The 18,345-nt window shown below is 54.8% G+C and carries 14 protein-coding genes and 3 pseudogenes; 14 read left to right on the top strand and 3 right to left on the bottom strand.

All coding sequences use genetic code 11. From position 1 onward, the window contains the following. The first annotated feature begins 489 nt into the window (after nucleotides 1–489). The 11 genes and pseudogenes from hyaA (at nucleotide 490) to AAYN39_RS23115 (ending at nucleotide 12,445) form a co-directional block, all read left to right on the top strand. Nucleotides 490–1,608 (top strand): annotated as a pseudogene (gene hyaA / locus AAYN39_RS23165) (hydrogenase 1 small subunit). After that, nucleotides 1,605–3,398, top strand: a complete 1,794-nt coding sequence (hyaB, locus tag AAYN39_RS23160) for a Ni/Fe-hydrogenase large subunit (protein WP_000070982.1) — start codon at nucleotides 1,605–1,607, stop codon at nucleotides 3,396–3,398. Before hyaA ends, hyaB begins: the two are co-directional and overlap by 4 nt. Nucleotides 3,399–3,416: 18 nt before the next feature. Further along, nucleotides 3,417–4,148, top strand: a complete 732-nt coding sequence (hyaC, locus tag AAYN39_RS23155; RefSeq protein ID WP_000147028.1) for a Ni/Fe-hydrogenase b-type cytochrome subunit — start codon at nucleotides 3,417–3,419, stop codon at nucleotides 4,146–4,148. Beyond that, nucleotides 4,145–4,741, top strand: a complete 597-nt coding sequence (gene hyaD / locus AAYN39_RS23150; protein ID WP_000993803.1) for a hydrogenase 1 maturation protease — start codon at nucleotides 4,145–4,147, stop codon at nucleotides 4,739–4,741. Before hyaC ends, hyaD begins: the two co-directional genes overlap by 4 nt. Then, nucleotides 4,731–5,135 (top strand): hydrogenase-1 operon protein HyaE, encoded by a 405-nt coding sequence (gene hyaE / locus AAYN39_RS23145; RefSeq protein WP_001262578.1) that lies wholly within the window; start codon nucleotides 4,731–4,733, stop codon nucleotides 5,133–5,135. The genes hyaD and hyaE overlap by 11 nt, the downstream gene beginning before the upstream one ends. Next, nucleotides 5,132–5,980, top strand: a complete 849-nt coding sequence (locus AAYN39_RS23140) for a hydrogenase expression/formation protein (RefSeq protein ID WP_000063377.1) — start codon at nucleotides 5,132–5,134, stop codon at nucleotides 5,978–5,980. The genes hyaE and AAYN39_RS23140 overlap by 4 nt, the downstream gene beginning before the upstream one ends. Nucleotides 5,981–6,054: 74 nt before the next feature. Continuing rightward, nucleotides 6,055–7,599 carry a cytochrome bd-II oxidase subunit 1 gene (gene appC, locus AAYN39_RS23135; RefSeq protein ID WP_000263597.1) on the top strand — a complete coding sequence of 515 codons (1,545 nt, stop codon included), beginning with the start codon at nucleotides 6,055–6,057 and terminating at the stop codon, nucleotides 7,597–7,599. Nucleotides 7,600–7,610: 11 nt separating this feature from the next. Next, the gene (gene appB / locus AAYN39_RS23130) at nucleotides 7,611–8,747 is read left to right on the top strand and encodes a cytochrome d ubiquinol oxidase subunit II (RefSeq protein WP_000888121.1); all 1,137 of its coding nucleotides are present in this window, start codon (nucleotides 7,611–7,613) and stop codon (nucleotides 8,745–8,747) included. A 12-nt stretch (nucleotides 8,748–8,759) separates the two neighbouring features. Continuing rightward, nucleotides 8,760–8,849 (top strand): cytochrome bd-II oxidase subunit CbdX, encoded by a 90-nt coding sequence (gene cbdX, locus AAYN39_RS23125; protein ID WP_000270306.1) that lies wholly within the window; start codon nucleotides 8,760–8,762, stop codon nucleotides 8,847–8,849. A gap of 395 nt (nucleotides 8,850–9,244) precedes the next feature. Continuing rightward, nucleotides 9,245–10,519: pseudogene (locus AAYN39_RS23120) on the top strand (Glu/Leu/Phe/Val dehydrogenase). A 213-nt stretch (nucleotides 10,520–10,732) separates the two neighbouring features. Then, nucleotides 10,733–12,445, top strand: a pseudogene (locus AAYN39_RS23115) (alpha,alpha-trehalase). A 62-nt stretch (nucleotides 12,446–12,507) separates the two neighbouring features. Here the strand turns inward: AAYN39_RS23115 and AAYN39_RS23110 are convergent. Then, nucleotides 12,508–12,762, bottom strand: a complete 255-nt coding sequence (locus tag AAYN39_RS23110; RefSeq protein WP_000511323.1) for a GlsB/YeaQ/YmgE family stress response membrane protein — start codon at nucleotides 12,760–12,762, stop codon at nucleotides 12,508–12,510. Nucleotides 12,763–12,930: 168 nt separating this feature from the next. On the opposite strand from AAYN39_RS23110, the gene ycgR reads away from it, so the two are divergent. Continuing rightward, nucleotides 12,931–13,665 carry a flagellar brake protein YcgR gene (gene ycgR / locus AAYN39_RS23105; protein ID WP_000017410.1) on the top strand — a complete coding sequence of 245 codons (735 nt, stop codon included), beginning with the start codon at nucleotides 12,931–12,933 and terminating at the stop codon, nucleotides 13,663–13,665. Between the two features lie 13 nt (nucleotides 13,666–13,678). Here the strand turns inward: ycgR and emtA are convergent, their stop codons facing one another. Next, entirely contained in the window at nucleotides 13,679–14,290 is a 612-nt protein-coding gene (gene emtA / locus AAYN39_RS23100; RefSeq protein ID WP_000776974.1) for a membrane-bound lytic murein transglycosylase EmtA, read from the bottom strand. A gap of 170 nt (nucleotides 14,291–14,460) precedes the next feature. On the opposite strand from emtA, the gene ldcA reads away from it, so the two are divergent. Both ldcA and AAYN39_RS23090 read left to right on the top strand, forming a co-directional pair. Beyond that, on the top strand, nucleotides 14,461–15,375 hold the full coding sequence (gene ldcA, locus AAYN39_RS23095; protein ID WP_000051613.1) for a muramoyltetrapeptide carboxypeptidase: 915 nt from the start codon (nucleotides 14,461–14,463) through the stop codon (nucleotides 15,373–15,375). A 96-nt stretch (nucleotides 15,376–15,471) separates the two neighbouring features. Then, complete coding sequence (locus AAYN39_RS23090) at nucleotides 15,472–17,205, top strand: potassium/proton antiporter (RefSeq protein ID WP_000338376.1); 1,734 nt, start codon at nucleotides 15,472–15,474, stop codon at nucleotides 17,203–17,205. A gap of 61 nt (nucleotides 17,206–17,266) precedes the next feature. On the opposite strand, the gene dadX is transcribed toward AAYN39_RS23090, so the two are convergent. Further along, nucleotides 17,267–18,337, bottom strand: a complete 1,071-nt coding sequence (gene dadX / locus AAYN39_RS23085; RefSeq protein ID WP_000197904.1) for a catabolic alanine racemase DadX — start codon at nucleotides 18,335–18,337, stop codon at nucleotides 17,267–17,269. Nucleotides 18,338–18,345 lie beyond the last annotated feature (8 nt).

The following is an 18,345-nucleotide window of genomic DNA, read 5'->3' as shown; positions in this document are numbered from 1 at the left end:
GCCCTCTTTCAAACAGTCTCTTTTTTGCATTCCTTTAAAACCAGCACCATCATTTTATATAAAAATCATCACGAAGTATGCTTCTTTTAACGATGACATCAAATCCTCCCTCCTTTTGCATCAACTTACGTATCCCTGAAATGGCGAGACCAGGCTAAATCCACTTGAGGTTGCTCACTGAAAACCTCATCCCGGAACAAACTCAACCGCGCTTCCCCGCCACGGCCCTTTCGCCGAAAAACCGATAATGGGTATAAATATACCGCTATAAGCTATACCCACACACTTCACATTGTTTCTTATCGTTAATCCGATACGCTTTTTTCACATTATTTCTGGCGGTATACGTCGGTGCAAAGTGAATCGGGCTCGTTTCCGCGCTCGCGCGTAACACAATGATTTACCTTGCTGGCGGAACGTCAACGGACCCGCAAAAGCGCCTTATGCCCCTGGCGGAGCGTGGTGCAAAAAGGAGAAAAAATACGCGTTATGAATAACGAGGAGACCTTTTATCAAGCCATGCGTCGTAAGGGAGTGACCCGACGCAGCTTTCTCAAATTCTGTAGCCTTGCCGCCACATCGCTGGGACTGGGCGCCGGAATGACGCCAAAGATCGCCTGGGCGCTGGAGAATAAACCGCGGATTCCGGTGGTCTGGATTCATGGACTGGAATGCACCTGCTGTACCGAATCCTTTATCCGTTCCTCGCACCCGCTAGCCAAAGATGTGATCCTCTCGCTGATTTCCCTCGATTATGACGACACCCTGATGGCCGCCGCCGGCGCACAGGCCGAAGAAGTCTTTGACGATATTACCACTCGCTACGCCGGGAAATACATTCTGGCGGTGGAAGGCAATCCGCCGTTAGGAGAGCAAGGAATGTTCTGTATCAGCGGCGGCCGCCCGTTTATTGAAAAACTGAAGAAAGCCGCCGCGGGCGCCAGCGCTATTATCGCCTGGGGAAACTGCGCCTCCTGGGGTTGCGTCTAGGCCGCCCGCCCCAATCCGACCCAGGCAACGCCTATCGATAAAGTGATCACCGACAAGCCGATCGTGAAAGTCCCTGGATGTCCACCAATCCCGGATGTCATGAGCGCCATTATCACCTATATGGTGACGTTTGATCGTCTGCCGGAACTCGATCGCATGGGCCGTCCACTGATGTTCTATGGTCAGCGTATCCACGATAAATGCTACCGTCGCGCCCATTTTGATGCCGGTGAATTTGTCGAGAGCTGGGATGATGACGCCGCCCGCAAGGGATACTGCCTGTACAAGATGGGCTGTAAAGGGCCAACCACCTATAACGCCTGCTCCTCCACACGCTGGAATGACGGCGTCTCCTTTCCTATCCAGTCCGGTCACGGATGTCTGGGATGTTCAGAAAATGGTTTCTGGGATCGCGGCTCGTTTTATAGCCGCGTGGTGGATATTCCCCAGATGGGTACCCATTCAACCGCCGATACGGTGGGGCTGACCGCGCTGGGCGTGGTCGCTGCGGGCGTTGGCGGTCACGCTGTCGCCAGCGCGCTCAACCAACGTAAACGCCACAAACAACAGTTAGCGCAAGCCGAACAACAGCCGGACAATGAGGATAAACAGGCATGAGTAACCAGTATCAAACCCAGGGTTATACCGTTAACGACGCCGGCCGTCGTCTGATCGTGGACCCGATTACCCGCATCGAAGGGCATATGCGCTGCGAAGTGAACATTGATGAGCAAAACGTCATTACCAATGCCGTTTCCTGCGGCACGATGTTCCGCGGGCTGGAGATCATTCTGCAAGGCCGTGACCCACGTGACGCCTGGGCGTTTGTTGAACGTATTTGTGGTGTCTGTACCGGGGTACATGCTCTGGCGTCGGTGTACGCTATCGAAGATGCGATTGGTATCCAGGTACCGGATAACGCCAATATTATACGTAACATCATGCTGGCTACGTTGTGGTGCCACGATCATTTGGTCCATTTTTATCAGTTAGCCGGCATGGACTGGATTGATGTTCTGAATGCGCTGAAAGCCGATCCACGCGCCACCTCGCAGCTGGCGCAAAGCCTTTCCGCCTGGCCGATGTCATCGCCGGGCTACTTCTTTGACGTACAAAATCGATTGAAGAAATTTGTCGATGGCGGCCAGCTTGGGATATTCCGTAACGGCTATTGGGGACATCCACAGTACAAACTGTCGCCAGAGGCTAATCTGATGGGTTTTGCCCACTATCTTGAAGCCCTCGACTTCCAGCGCGAGATCGTCAAAATCCATACCATATTTGGCGGTAAGAACCCCCATCCTAACTGGATCGTCGGCGGGATGCCGTGCGCGATCAATCTCGATCAAAGCGGCGCGGTCGGGGCTATCAATATGGAGCGCCTCAACCTGGTGCAGTCGATCATCACCCGCACCGCCGACTTCATTAACAACGTGATGGTTCCGGACGCGCTGGCTATCGGCCAGTTCAATAAAGCATGGAGTCAAATTGGCACCGGTCTGTCGGATAAATGCGTGCTGAGCTACGGCGCATTTCCGGACATTGCCAACGACTTCAGCCAGCAAAGCCTGTTAATGCCGGGCGGCGCGGTGGTCAATGGCGATTTTAAAAATGTCATGCCGGTAGATTTGGCCGATCCGCAGCAGATACAGGAGTTTGTGGATCATGCCTGGTACCGCTATCCGGACGATCGGCTGGGCCGTCATCCTTTTGACGGCATTACCGATCCCTGGTACAACCCGGGTGATGTCAAAGGCAGCGATACGCATATCCAGCAGCTCAACGAGCAGGAACGCTACTCCTGGATTAAAGCGCCGCGCTGGCGGGGTCATGCCATGGAAGTCGGCCCGCTTGCCCGAACGCTTATCGCGTATCACAAAGGGGATGCCGCCACCATAGAGTCGGTAGATCGCATGATGTCTGCCCTTAAACTGCCGCTCTCCGGTATCCAGTCTACGCTTGGCCGTATTTTATGCCGCGCGCACGAAGCGCAATGGGCCGTCGGTAAGCTGCAGTATTTTTTCGACAGGCTTATGACCAACCTGAAAAACGGCGACCTGGCCACCGCCAATACCGAGAAATGGGAACCGGCCAGTTGGCCGCAGCACTGCCGCGGCATCGGTTTTACCGAAGCGCCTCGTGGAGCGTTGGGACACTGGGCGTCAATCCGCGATCAGAAGATTGAACTCTATCAGTGCGTAGTCCCCACCACCTGGAACGCCAGCCCACGCGATCCTAAAAAACAGATCGGCGCCTATGAAGCGGCATTGATGGGAACGCAAATGGCGATTCCCGACCAACCGTTAGAAATCCTGAGGACGCTGCACAGCTTCGACCCCTGCCTCGCCTGTTCAACCCACGTGCTCGGCGACGACGGCAGCGAACTGATTGCCGTCCAGGTACGCTAAGCGTTAAGGAAAAGAACGATGACTGGAAAGCTATCTCCACGCGTCGGGGAGGCGCGTGATACTGCCGTCAGCCACTATGTGTTTGAAGCGCCGGTACGCCTGTGGCACTGGCTAACGGTGGCCTGCATGTTGGTACTGATGGTAACAGGCTACTTCATTGGCCGACCGCTGCCGTCGGTGAGTGGCGAGGCGACCTATCTGTTTTACATGGGCTATATCCGGCTGATCCACTTTGCCGCCGCGATGATCTTTATCGTGTTACTGCTGGGGCGAATTTATTGGGCCTGTGTCGGCAACCGCTATTCGCGAGAGCTGTTTATCGTCCCGGTCTGGCGTCGCAGTTGGTGGCAAGGCGCTTTCTCCGTGGTCCGCTGGTATCTGTTTCTGGAGAAAAAACCGGGGAGCGACATCGGACATAATCCTATCGCGCAGGCCGCGATGTTCGGCTATTTCCTGTTATCGGTATTTATGATCCTCACCGGTTTCGCTCTGTTTGGCGAGCATAGCCAGTATGCCATCTTTGCGCCGTTCCGCTATGTGGTTGAATTTTTCTACTGGACCGGCGGCAACTCCATCGATATTCACAGCTGGCACCGACTGGGCATGTGGCTGATCGCCGCCTTCATCGTCGGGCACGTTTACCTCGCTATCCGGGAAGACATTATGTCCGACGATACGGTGATCTCCACCATGATCAATGGCTATCGCAGCCACAAATTCCCCAAACCGCACGACAAGGAGCCCTCATGAATGCGCAACGTGTAGTGGTGATGGGATTAGGAAACCTGCTGTGGGCCGATGAAGGATTCGGTATCCGGGTCGCGGAGCGTTTGTATGCCCGATATCACTGGCCTGAAGAGGTAGAAATTGTGGACGGCGGTACGCAAGGGCTAAACCTGTTAGGTTATGTTGAGCAAGCCAGCCATCTCCTGCTCCTTGACGCGATCGATTACGGCCTGGCGCCGGGCAGCCTGCGAACCTATGCCGGCGAGAAAATCCCCGCGTATCTCAGCGCCAAAAAAATGAGCCTGCATCAAAACAGTTTTTCCGAAGTTCTGGCGCTGGCCGACATCCGCGGGCATCTGCCCTGTCACATTGCGCTGGTCGGCCTGCAACCGGCGCTACTGGACGACTACGGCGGTAGCCTGAGCGAAATAGCTCGCAGCCAGCTACCGGCGGCAGAACAGGCCGCCCTGGCGCAACTGGCCGCCTGGGGGATCGTACCGCAGGCAAATGAGGTCGCACGCTGCCTGAACTATAAATGCCTGTCGATGGAAAATTATGAGGGAGTGCGCATACGTCAGTATCAGACACGTCTGGAGGGCAAAAGAAGTGGCGAATGACACCCCGTTCTCTGCGCTATGGCAACGCCTGTTAACCCGTGGATGGCAACCGGTAGAGGCTTCCACGGTAGACGACTGGATCAAACGGATTGGAGATGGCGTCATCCTGTTAAGTAGCGATCCGCGGCGTACGCCGGAAGTCAGCGATAACCCGGTGATGATTGCCGAACTCCTGCGTGAGTTCCCGCAGTTTGACTGGCAGGTGGCGGTGGCCGACCTTGAACAAAGCGAAACTATCGGCGATCGCTTTAATGTACGTCGGTTTCCGGCGACGTTGGTTTTTACAGACGGCGAGCTACGCGGCGCGCTCAGCGGCATTCATCCCTGGGCTGAACTGCTCACGCTGATGCGTTCGATGGTTGACACTCCCGCAGCGCAGGAGACAGCACAATGAGCAACGCCTTTTTTCATCTGCTGGGGCCAGGCACGCAGCCTGATGACGCCAGTTTCTCGATGAATCCCCTACCGCTCACCTGTCAGGTCAATGGCGACCCAAGTATGGCGGCGCTGGAACGCTGCGCTCACAGCCCGGCGGTGATGGCATTGTTGACCGATCTGCGAGGTCAGCTTGCCCGGCGCATCCCGGAAGTCGGCGACGTGCTGGGATGGGAGTTATCTCCCCTGAATGCCGATGATCTCTCATTCCTCAATACGCTATTGGGCGAAGGCGAAGTCTCGGTACGCATTCAGCATCCGGACGGGAGTGAAAGCGAGATCCAGGAGACCATCTTCTGCGGCCTGTGGCGGGTACGCCATCTGCATAACCGACGTCTGCTGACGGATCGTCTGGAAGCGGGTAGCGCGCCCCTGACATTGTGGCAAGCGGCGACTGCCGATACGCTGCCTGACGACTCTCTGCTGCCTCCGCCTGTCGCTGGCCTGATGAATGGACTGCCGCTGGCCCATGAGTTATTGGCGCACGTACGCGATCCGGCGTTGCAACCTCACAGCATCAATTTGACCCAACTGCCGCTCAGCGAGGCCGATCGTCTTTTTCTGGCGCGTTTATGCGGACACGGGAACATCCAGATTCGCATCTCCGGGTATGGCGAAAGCCAAATCAACGCCACAGCATTGCGCCATCTCTGGCATGTGCGCTGTCTGGACGCCCTTAAAGGGCCGTTGCTCGATAGCTATGAGATTTGTCCTTTGCCGGAGCTGGTACTGGCGGCCCCGGAAGATCTGGCCGATTCGCGCCAGCGCCTGGATGAAGTCTGCCGATGGCTGGAGACGCGCTAGCGCTCTCAACAGGAACGTCACCGGTGTCCGGTATTGATTAGCTTTTTACTCTCTTTCTGCCTACAGGAGTTAGCATGTGGGATGTCATTGACTTATCGCGCTGGCAGTTTGCGCTGACCGCGCTGTATCACTTTTTATTTGTTCCTCTTACGCTTGGGCTGATTTTTTTGCTGGCCGTCATGGAGACGATCTATGTGGTGACGGGGAAAACCGTCTACCGCGATATGACGCGTTTCTGGGGCAAGCTCTTCGGGATCAATTTTGCTCTCGGTGTGGCTATCGGCCTGACCATGGAGTTTCAGTTCGGGACTAACTGGTCGCTCTATTCCAACTATGTGGGCGATATCTTCGGCGCGCCGCTGGCGATGGAAGCGTTACTGGCCTTCTTTCTCGAATCCACTTTTGTCGGCCTGTTCTTTTTCGGCTGGCAGCGGCTGAATAAATACCAACACCTGCTGGTCACCTGGCTGGTGGCCTTCGGCTCCAATATTTCAGCATTATGGATTCTGAATGCCAATGGCTGGATGCAGTATCCTACCGGCGCTCATTTCAACATCGATACGTTACGGATGGAAATGAGCAGCTTCAGCGATCTGGTCTTTAACCCGGTGAGCCAGGTGAAATTCGTCCATACCGTCATGTCCGGTTATGTCACCGGCGCCATGTTTATTATGTCTATCAGCGCCTTGTATCTGCTACGTGGCCGCGAGCGTGAGGTGGCCTTGCGCTCGTTTGCTATCGGCTCAGTATTCGGCACCCTGGCCATTCTGGGAACCCTGCAACTGGGCGACAGTTCGGCCTACGAGGTCGCCCAAATTCAGCCGGTGAAACTGGCGGCGATGGAAGGCGAATGGCAAACCGAACCCGCGCCCGCGCCGTTTCATCTGATTGCCTGGCCGCAGCAGGAACAGGAGCGTAATGCATTTGCCGTGAAGATCCCTGCTCTGCTGGGTATTCTGGCCACCCATTCGCTGGATACGCCGGTTCCGGGGTTAAAAAACCTGATGGACGACGCTCTGCCGCGCCTGAAGCGTGGCCGGGAGGCCTGGCTACTCATGCAGGAGATAGCGCAAGGCAATCGCTCGCCGCAGGTACTGAATGCGTTTCACGCCGTTGAGGGCGATCTGGGGTACGGCATTCTGCTGGCGAAATATGCCCCGGATATGAACCATGTGACGCCGGAGCAGTATCGTGCGGCCCAGCGTGGCGCTATTCCTCAGGTGGCGCCGGTGTTCTGGAGTTTCCGTATTATGGTCGGCTGCGGTTCGCTGCTGTTAGTGGTGATGTTGATTGCGTTGATACAGACGCTGCGAATGCGTATCGACCAGCATCGCTGGGTATTGCGTATGACGCTGTGGAGCCTGCCGTTACCGTGGATTGCCATTGAAGCCGGTTGGTTTATGACGGAGTTTGGCCGTCAGCCCTGGGCGATTCAGGACATTCTGCCGACCTGGTACGCTCACTCCGCGCTGACGCCGGGCCAGTTGGCCTTCTCAATGGGGCTTATCCTCGGACTTTACACCCTGTTTTTAATCGCGGAAGTCTATCTGATGCAGAAGTACGCGCGTCTTGGGCCGAGCGCCATGCAACATCAACAACAAGCGCAACAACAGGGATAAAGGAGACAATCATGTTGGATTATGAAACGTTGCGGTTCATTTGGTGGCTGCTGATCGGCGTCATCCTAGTGGCATTTATGGTAACTGACGGGTTTGATATGGGTGTCGGTTGCCTGCTCCCGCTGATAGCGCGCAACGATGACGAACGCCGGGTATTGATCAATAGCGTCGGCGCCCACTGGGAAGGAAACCAGGTATGGTTGATTCTCGCGGGCGGGGCATTATTCGCCGCCTGGCCACGGGTCTATGCCGCCGCGTTTTCCGGTTTTTATGTGGCGATGATCCTGGTGCTGTGTGCCCTCTTCCTTCGCCCGCTGGCCTTTGATTATCGGGGTAAAATCGCCAATGCCCGCTGGCGCGCGCTGTGGGATACCGGTCTGGTTATCGGCAGCCTGGTGCCCCCCGTTGTATTCGGCATCGCGTTCGGCAACCTGTTTTTAGGCGTGCCGTTTGCCTTCACGCCGCAGCTTCATGTTGACTATTTTGGCACCTTCTGGCAGTTACTCTCGCCCTTTGCCCTACTGTGTGGATTATTGAGTCTGTCGTTGGTGATTATGCAAGGAGGCGTCTGGTTACAGTTGAAAACGGAGGGCGTTATTCGTCAACGGGCTCTGTCGGCCACCCGCCACAGCGCGCTGCTGATCGTGATCTGCTTCCTGCTGGCCGGTTACTGGCTGTGGGCCGGCGTTGATGGCTTTGTCTTACTCACGCAGGATGCCAACGGCCCTTCCAATCCGCTCTTAAAAGGCGTGGCGATACTCCCTGGCGCATGGATGAACCACTTTATACGCTCGCCGCTACTGCTCATCATCCCGTTGCTCGGTATGATCCTGCCGATTCTGGCTTTCTATGCCTGCCTTCGCGGTCAGACTATTCGTGGATTTCTGTTCGCTTCCCTGACCCAGGCCTGCGTCATCTTTACCGCCGGCATAACGCTATTTCCTTTTGTGATGCCGTCGAGTGTTAGTCCTCTCTCCAGCCTGACGGTGTGGGACAGCACCTCCAGCCAGATGACGCTCGAAATCATGCTGGTGATTGTGCTGATTTTTCTGCCAATCGTACTGCTCTATACGCTGTGGAGCTATTACAAAATGTTGGGGCGTATCAACCTGGAGACCCTCCGCCGCAACGATCATGAACTTTATTAGGGAGCGAGAGCGATGTGGTATTTACTGTGGTTTGTCGGCATTCTGCTGATGTGCTCACTGTCGACGCTGGTGCTGGTGTGGCTTGAGTCGCGTCAACAATAAAGAGGTAAACCGGGGTCAGAGCCGTCTGACTCCGGTTATTTTTATCTTTTTACGCGCCTGGCGAAGACGTTTCCCCGCCGACAGGACGACATAACATTGATACATGTCGTTATCATAATCTTTACTTTTAGAGGTGCGTCATAATTATGACAAATAGCCGCCTTGCACATATCACGCATATTTAAGCAATTAATTGCATAATTAGCGATATATCACCTCTTATAGCGGATAGTTAACCACTTCTCATCCAAAATCATAACGAAAATCCAACTGCCTGCCATTTTTGATCTGAGTTAATTGTTTAAAAAAAGTGTTAAATTTATCGCTACATGGTGTGATCTACTATGTACCACGGTCAATTAAAGAACATATTACTTTTATCACTAAGGTTTATCATGGATAAGTTATCTTACGCTTCAGATAGCAGCACATCTGCCTGGAATACCTACCTGCAACAAATCGAGCGTGTGGCCCCTTATCTGGGCGAGTTATCCCCCTAGGTGGATACTCTGCGCCACCCAAAACGCGCTCTGATCGTCGATATTCCGGTACAAATGGATGATGGCACTATTCGTCATTTCGAAGGATATCGCGTGCAGCACAACCTCTCCCGAGGTCCGGGTAAAGGCGGTGTTCGCTACCATCCTGACGTTGATCTCAATGAAGTGATGGCCCTGTCAGCATGGATGACCATCAAATGTGCCGCGCTGAATCTGCCGTACGGCGGCGCCAAAGGCGGCATCCGCGTCGATCCGTTCTCGCTGTCGGAAGGTGAACTGGAGCGTTTGACCCGCCGCTATACCAGCGAGATCGGCATTATCATCGGGCCGCAGAAAGATATTCCTGCGCCGGATGTCGGCACCAACGGTAAAGTGATGGCCTGGATGATGGATACGTATTCCATGAATCATGGCACGACGGTCACTGGCGTCGTCACCGGTAAGCCTATCCATCTTGGCGGTTCGCTGGGTCGTGAAAAGGCGACGGGGCGCGGCGTTTTCGTCAGCGGGCTGGAAGCCGCGCGTCGGGCGAATATCGCCGTTGAAGGCGCTCGCGTTGCGGTTCAGGGTTTTGGTAACGTCGGCAGCGAAGCCGCGCGTCTGTTTGCAGGCGCTGGCGCCCGTGTCGTGGCGATTCAGGATCATACCGCGACGCTGTTTAACGCCACCGGTATTGACATGAAGGCGCTCACGGCATGGCAGACAGAACACAAACAGATAGCCGGTTTCCCGGGCGCGGAAACTATCGCCAGCGATGCGTTCTGGCGTCTGGAGATGGATATTCTGATCCCGGCGGCGCTTGAAGGCCAGATAACTCGTCAGCGCGCGGAAGCCCTGACGTGTAAGCTGGTGCTGGAAGGGGCTAACGGCCCGACCTATCCGGATGCTGATGATGTTCTGGCCAGCCGTGGTATCCTTGTGGTGCCTGACGTGGTCTGTAACGCAGGCGGCGTAACCGTCAGCTACTTCGAATGGGTACAAGATATGGCCAGCTTCTTCTGGAGCGAAGAAGAGATCAACGCGCGCATGGACAAAATCATGACCGACGCGATCGTCCATGTCTGGGAGAAAGCGGCTGAGAAATCCTGTTCTCTGCGCACCGCAGCCTATATTGTCGCCTGTGAGCGCATTCTGCTGGCCCGTAAAGATCGCGGTATCTATCCAGGTTAAGGCGACAAATCATTGCGCTAAAATCCACGTCCCGGCGTGGATTTTTTGTCTGTATACCCCGTTTTCCACGCGCGCGCCGATAAATTCTGTCTCAATAAAATGTCTGTTTGTTCGCAAAATAGCGGTTCAATCACGCGTATCTGGTCATCGTAGACTAAGGTTTTGTCATGGTAAATGCCGTTGGCTTTGGCTCACTGCTAAGGAGATAACTTGATGATACCCCCAGAGATTCGCCGTTCTGTTCTACTACAGAAAGCCATAAAACTGGCGCTGGCAGGGACGCTGCTGACGTTTGCATCGTTTTCGGCGACTGCCGCAGACCCGTCTTCCGACACTGAAACTCCGCAGCCGCCGGATATTTTGCTTGGCCCGCTCTTTAATGATGTCCAGAATGCAAAACTCTTCCCCGATCAGAAAACCTTTGCTGACGCCATACCTAATAGCGATCCGCTCATGATTCTTGCGGATTATCGTATGCAGCGGAACTAGTCCGGCTTCGATTTGCGTCATTTTGTTGATGTTAACTTCACCCTGCCGAAAGCGGGTGAAAAATATGTCCCGCCTGCCGGGCAATCATTGCGTGAACATATTGATGGCCTGTGGCCGGTGCTGACCCGTTCAACTAAAAACGTCGAAAAGTGGGACTCGCTCTTGCCGTTGCCTGAATCCTATGTCGTACCGGGTGGGCGATTCAGGGAGATTTACTACTGGGACAGCTACTTTACGATGCTGGGGCTGGCGGAAAGCGGGCACTGGGATAAGGTGGCGGATATGGTAGCGAACTTTGGTTACGAAATTGACGCCTGGGGGTATATTCCTAACGGCAACCGTACCTACTACCTGAGTCGTTCACAGCCGCCTTTCTTTGCGTTTATGGTTGAATTACTGGTGCAACATGAAGGTGACGATGCGCTGAAAGAATACCTGCCGCAACTGCAAAAAGAGTACGCCTACTGGATGGAGGGCGTTGAGACATTGCAGCCAGGGCAACAAAACCAACGCGTCGTCAAACTGGAGGACGGCAGCGTTCTCAACCGCTACTGGGACGATCGGGATACGCCCCGCCCTGAATCCTGGGTTGAAGATATCGCTACCGCCAAAAGCAACCCCAGCCGCCCGGCAACGGAGATCTATCGAGACCTCCGATCTGCTGCCGCCTCCGGCTGGGATTTCAGCTCCCGCTGGATGGATAATCCGCAGCAGCTCAGTACCATTCGTACCACCACGATTGTCCCTGTCGATCTTAACGCTCTGCTGTATCAGCTGGAGAAAACCCTCGCCCGCGCCAGCGCTGCGGCGGGCGATCGGGCCAAAGCCTCGCAATATGACGCGCTGGCCAACGCGCGGCAAAAAGCCATTGAAATGCATCTGTGGAATAACAAAGAGGGTTGGTATGCCGACTACGATCTGCAGAACAATAAAATCCGTGACCAACTCACCGCTGCCGCGCTGTTCCCGCTCTATGTAAACGCCGCCGCGAAAGATCGCGCCGCGAAAGTGGCAGCGGCGGCCCAGGCGCATCTGCTACAGCCTGGCGGGCTGGCTACCACCTCGGTTAAAAGCGGACAGCAGTGGGATGCGCCAAATGGCTGGGCGCCGTTACAATGGGTCGCTGCCGAAGGATTGCAAAATTATGGGCAGGATGACGTGGCAATGGAAGTCACCTGGCGCTTTTTAACCAATGTGCAGCACACCTACGATCGCGAGAAAAAACTGGTCGAAAAATATGACGTCAGCAGTACCGGAACCGGCGGTGGCGGCGGCGAATATCCCCTTCAGGACGGCTTTGGCTGGAGCAACGGCGTGACGCTGAAAATGCTCGATCTGATTTGTCCGCAGGAAAAACCGTGCGATAGCGTACCGTCTACTCGTCCGGCATCGTTAAGCGCAACGCCGACAAAAACGCCGTCTGCAGCGACGCAGTAACGCGTGTTTATAGTAGGTTGACCCGGCGCTGACCGGGTCAACGCTTACACGTTCTGCAGCGGTTAGCCGCGTCGCAGAAGGCGGAAAATCACCAGCACCACAATCGCGCCCACCACGGCGACCAGGAAACTGTGCAGATTAAAGCCGCTGATACTGCCGCCAATACCAAACATCGTCGCCAGCCATCCGCCAACGACCGCCCCGACGATACCGAGAATACAGGTCAGGATAAATCCCCCGCCATCGCGCCCCGGCATAAGCAATTTGGCGATAACGCCGGCAATCAAACCAAAAACAATCCAGGCGATAATTCCCATTTGCGAACCCTCTTTCCAGTAAAAACGTTTTAAGTATAGGCAAAGTCGAGCGTCGCATTTCTGAACACTGATTTATCTCGCGGACATAAAAATTTATTTATCGCTATTAAGTTCTTTCTACTGATGCCGATAACCCAACGATAGTCTGCGTATCAGGGGTTATTTCGTGTGAGTGGTTACAATGAGCAGTTCCTGAAAAAAAATCCATTAGCGATATTAGGCGTGCTACGGGATTTAAATAAAAATCAGGTTCCACTGCGTATTTCATGGGCGCATGGTCAATTCATTAGTAAAATTTTGGCGGTAGCCCCGGAAAAACTCATCGTGGATTACGGCAGCCAGGAATATAAAAATAGCGCCGTATTACGCGCCGGGCAGGTAGCCATTATCGCAGAAACACAAGGCGCAAAAGTCGAGTTCACGTTGCCGCAACTCGTTACAGGTGAATATCAGCGGCTGCCGGCCTTTATCACGCCCCTGCCGTCATCACTGTGGTTTGTCCAGCGCCGGGAGTATTTTCGCATTGGCGCGCCGCTGTATCCGCCTTATTACGGCGTCACCACGCTACCGGACACCCGTACGTTACGTTTTCGCCTGTTTGATCTTTCCCTGGGCGGCATGGGCGCGCTACTGGAATCCGCCATCCCCGACGGACTAATCGAAGGCGCACGCTTTTCGCAGGTTGAACTGAACATGGGGCCATGGGGGATTCTTCACGTTGACGCCCAGCTTCTCGCCATCAGCGAGCGTAAGGTGATTGATGGGAAAAATGAAACGATCACCACTCCCCGCCTGAGCTTTCGTTTCCTTAACGTTAGCCCGGCGGTGGAGCGGGAGTTGCAGCGGATTATTTTTTCGCTTGAGCGCGACGCCCGAGAAAGAGCGAATAAAGTGCGAGAATAATCTTCACGCTAAACTACATGGCGTCCAGCGCCTGCTGAAGCTTCCAGATATAGCGCGGCGCCTGCGGCGCGGGATGATTATCAACAACATGTTCAAAAAACTCGTCAGCATCCAGATCGTTAATTTTTTCTATCGCCTTCTTCCTGTCGGATGAAAAAGTACGCAATAACGCGCCTGCGCCGTTAGCATAAGAGACGACCAGCGCATATTGCATCACCTGCGGATCTTTGATGCCGGCCAGCGGCCCATTTTCCAGAATGCTCAGATACGCCGCGCCCATTGAGATGTTACGCTCAGGGTTTTTCAGCTCGCTGGTGGTCGGTTCGCCACGCCAGCCCATACGACGGTAAACGTCGCGCCCGGAAGTCGACGCCTTTAACTGCATCAGGCCAATCGCATTGGACTTACTGACCGCGTTAGGGTTGCCGCCGGATTCAATGGCGATAATCGCGGTGATTAAATGTGGATCAACCCCCCATGCCGCCCCGGCTTTTTCACTGATGGGCATCCACTGCATCGCACGCTTTACAGGCACTTCGGCATTCCACGGTGGATTCCTGTAATCCTGTTTTGAGCTACAGCCAGCCAGTATTACTACCAAAAAAGCAAACCATCTTAATTTCACGTCATCTATCCTTATAGCCGTAACTTATCTGCCGAAGAGGTTATACCGCCCCGGCCAGGTACTTAGGTTGCCTCCCTGGTGCGCATCCAGAAACGTCGCACAACGAGGGACATCGCCTAATATATGCGGCATGATATACATTTGCATTCTATTGTCAGCAAGGAATTACCATGTCTCTGTTTCATTTAATCGCCCCCTCGGGCTACTGTATTAACCAACAGGCCGCGTTACGCGGCGTTCAGCGCCTGACTGACGCGGGTCATCAGGTGGAGAATGACGAGGTGATTCGTCGCCGCTATCAGCGTTTTGCCGGTACGGACGCGGAACGGCTGGCCGATGTTAATTCGCTGGCCTCGCTAACTTCGCCGGATACGATCGTCATGCCGGTTCGCGGCGGCTATGGCGCCAGCCGCTTGCTGGATCGTATCGACTGGCAGGCGCTCGCCTCCCGGCAACAGCGCGATCCCTTACTGATTTGCGGTCATAGCGATTTTACGGCGATTCAGGCTGGACTACTGGCGCAGGCCAATGTCATCACCTTTAGCGGTCCTATGCTGGCGGCAAATTTTGGCGCCGAAACGCTGAATACGTTCACCGAGCAACATTTCTGGCTGGCGCTACGCAAGGCGCAATTTACCGTAGAGTGGCAAGGCGACGGCCCTCAGTGCGACGTACAGGGCACCTTATGGGGCGGAAATCTGGCGATGTTGATTTCCCTTATCGGTACGCCCTGGATGCCGACTATCGATAAAGGAATTTTAGTGCTGGAAGATGTCAATGAGCATCCTTTCCGGGTGGAGCGTATGCTTTTGCAACTGGAGTACGCCGGAATTCTAAACCGTCAGAGCGCCATCGTTCTCGGCAGCTTTAGCGGCGCGGCGCCCAACGAGTATGACGCCGGCTATTCTCTGGAGAGCGTCTACGCGTTTTTACGTTCCCGTCTGTCCGTTCCGCTGATTACCGGTCTCGACTTCGGGCATGAACAGCGTACGGTGACGCTCCCTATCGGGGCAAACGCAACGCTTAAAAATACGCGCCAGGGGACTCAACTCACTTTATCTGGTCATCCTACGCTGCAATTGTAAAAAAAGTCCCCGACAGGCTAAGTAAAACGCTGCCCTGGCCGTTATTATGTTAATGTTAAATAATACGAAGTCGTGTGAGTCAGGAGATATAAAACGTTGGATGCTGCAACAATTATTAGTCTATTTATTTTAGGTTCCATCCTTGTAACCAGCAGTATCCTGTTAAGTTCATTCTCATCGCGACTGGGTATCCCGATTCTGGTCATTTTCCTCGCCATTGGGATGTTAGCGGGTGTGGATGGCATTGGCGGTATTCCTTTCGATAATTATCCTTTCGCTTATATGGTCAGTAACCTGGCGCTGGCGATTATTTTACTCGATGGCGGCATGCGCACCCAGGCCAGCTCTTTCCGGGTAGCGCTGGGCCCCGCGCTGTCGCTGGCGACGCTCGGCGTACTGATCACGTCGGGGTTAACAGGTATGATGGCCGCCTGGCTGTTTCATCTGGATCTTATCGAAGGTCTGCTTATCGGCGCGATAGTCGGTTCCACTGACGCCGCAGCGGTCTTTTCTCTGCTTGGCGGCAAAGGGCTAAACGAACGTGTAGGCTCCACGCTGGAGATCGAATCGGGAAGTAACGACCCGATGGCCGTTTTTTTGACCATTACATTAATTGAGATGATCCAGAAACATGAAACCGGCCTGGACTGGATGTTTGCCGTCCATATTATCCAGCAGTTCGGTCTCGGTATTGTTTTTGGCCTCGGCGGCGGTTACCTGCTACAGCAGATGATCAACCGTATTTCTCTGCCCAGCGGCCTGTATCCGATGCTGGCGCTCAGCGGCGGTATTCTGATTTTTGCTTTGACGACCGCGCTTGAAGGCAGCGGCATTCTCGCGGTCTATCTGTGCGGATTCCTGTTAGGAAACCGTCCGATTCGCAACCGTTACGGCATCCTGCAAAACTTTGACGGACTGGCCTGGCTGGCGCAGATCGCCATGTTCCTGGTCCTGGGACTGCTGGTGACGCCTTCCGATCTGTGGCCGATTGCCGTCCCTGCGCTTATTCTCTCTATCTGGATGATTTTCTTCGCCCGCCCATTGTCGGTATTTACCGGCCTGCTGCCTTTTCGCGGCTTCAATCTTCGGGAGCGCATTTTCATCAGTTGGGTCGGACTGCGCGGCGCGGTGCCGATTATTCTCGCCGTTTTCCCGATGATGGCCGGGCTTGAAAACGCTCGCCTGTTCTTTAATGTCGCTTTCTTTGTGGTACTGGTGTCGCTGCTCCTGCAGGGAACATCGCTGTCATGGGCGGCGAAGAGAGCCAAAGTGGTCGTGCCTCCGGTTGGCTGGCCAGTATCGCGCGTGGGGCTTGACATCCATCCTGATAATCCGTGGGAACAATTCATCTATCAGTTGAGCGCCGACAAATGGTGCGTCGGCGCGGCGTTGCGCGACCTGCATATGCCGAACGAAACCCGCATTGCCGCGCTATTTCGCAATAATGAACTGTTTCACCCCACGGGTAGCACTCGCCTGCAGGAAGGCGACGTACTCTGCGTGATTGGCCGGGAGCGCGATCTGCCAGCGCTGGGCAAATTGTTTAGCCAGTCGCCGCCGGTTTCGTTAGATCAGCGTTTCTTTGGCGATTTTATCCTCGAAGCGAACGCGAAATTCGCCGACGTGGCGCTTATCTACGGGCTGGAAGAAGGAACGGAATACCGGGATAAACAACAAACCCTCGGTGAAATCATACAGCAGCTGCTGGGCGCTGCGCCGGTCGTTGGCGATCAGGTGGAGTTTGGCGGCATGATTTGGACGGTAGCTGAAAAAGAAGATAACGTGGTACGCAAGATTGGGGTACGCGTCGCCGAAGACGAAGCAGAATAAGGTCGCCGGACAACGTCGACCCGCCCCCGGTGGACCGGTCGACGCCTTAGCCTGAGTTAGGTTACGTTGTCACAAACGGCACGCGCGGCGCTACGGCGCACAGTAGCCCATAGCCCAGCGTGCCTGCCGCAGAGGCGACATCATCGACCTTAATTTCTTTGCCCCATAATTCAACCGGCGTGCCGATTCCCGCCTGCGGACACGGCGTCAAATCCACCGCCAGCATATCCATTGAAACGGTGCCTACTGTTCTGGTACGGATACCGTCCACCAGCACGGGCGTCCCGGTCGGCGCATGGCGTGGATAGCCATCGGCATAACCCGCCGCGACGATGCCAATGCGTTGTTCCTGAGTCACAGAATACCCTCCGCCATAGCCTACTCTTTCACCCGCGCTCAGCGTCTGCACGCCAATAATTTCGCTACTCAGCGTCATCACGGGTTTTAGTCCGGTATCGGCAATATCCCGCCACTGTCCTGACGGCGACGCGCCGTACAAAATAATGCCCGGCCTGACCCAGTCATAATGCGCCTGGGGATGCCACAGCGTCGCTGCCGAATTTGATAACGAGTATGCACACTGCAGGCCTTCTGTCGCCAGCGCAATACGTCTCATCGCCTCCCCGATACCTTCCGGATGATCGGCCTGAGCAAAATGTGACATCAGGGTCATTTCACCGACATTGCGCATTGCCCGCAATTGCTGCCAGACGGTCTGCGCCCGCTCAGGCTGAAAACCGAGTCGGTTCATACCGCTGTTGACTTTGACATAGATATCCAGCGGCGCGTTAAGCCGCGCATTTTGCAGCGCTTTCAACTGCCAGTTACTGTGGATGCAGGTGGTCAGCCGATAAGTGTCATACGCCTCCAGGTCTTGCGCATGGAAAAACCCCTCCAGCATCAATATCGGCCCTTTCCACCCGCGCTCACGCAGGGTAATCGCCTCTTCAAGGTTGAGCATAGCGAAACCATCTGTGGCGCCCAGCGCGCTCCAGACGCGTTCAATACCGTGGCCGTAGGCGTTAGCTTTCACTACCGACCAGACGCGCGCCTCCGGGGCCGCCCGGCGCACAATAGCCAAATTTTGTTTCATTACCTGTAAATCAAGGCTGGCCTGTATAGGGCGGGTCATTTCACTTC

It is taken from the genome of Salmonella sp. K21076 (assembly GCF_039650795.1).
GTDB lineage: Bacteria > Pseudomonadota > Gammaproteobacteria > Enterobacterales > Enterobacteriaceae > Salmonella > Salmonella enterica.
Note: the sequence above shows the minus strand (reverse complement) of the source record. Positions and strands in the feature narration are given on the sequence as shown.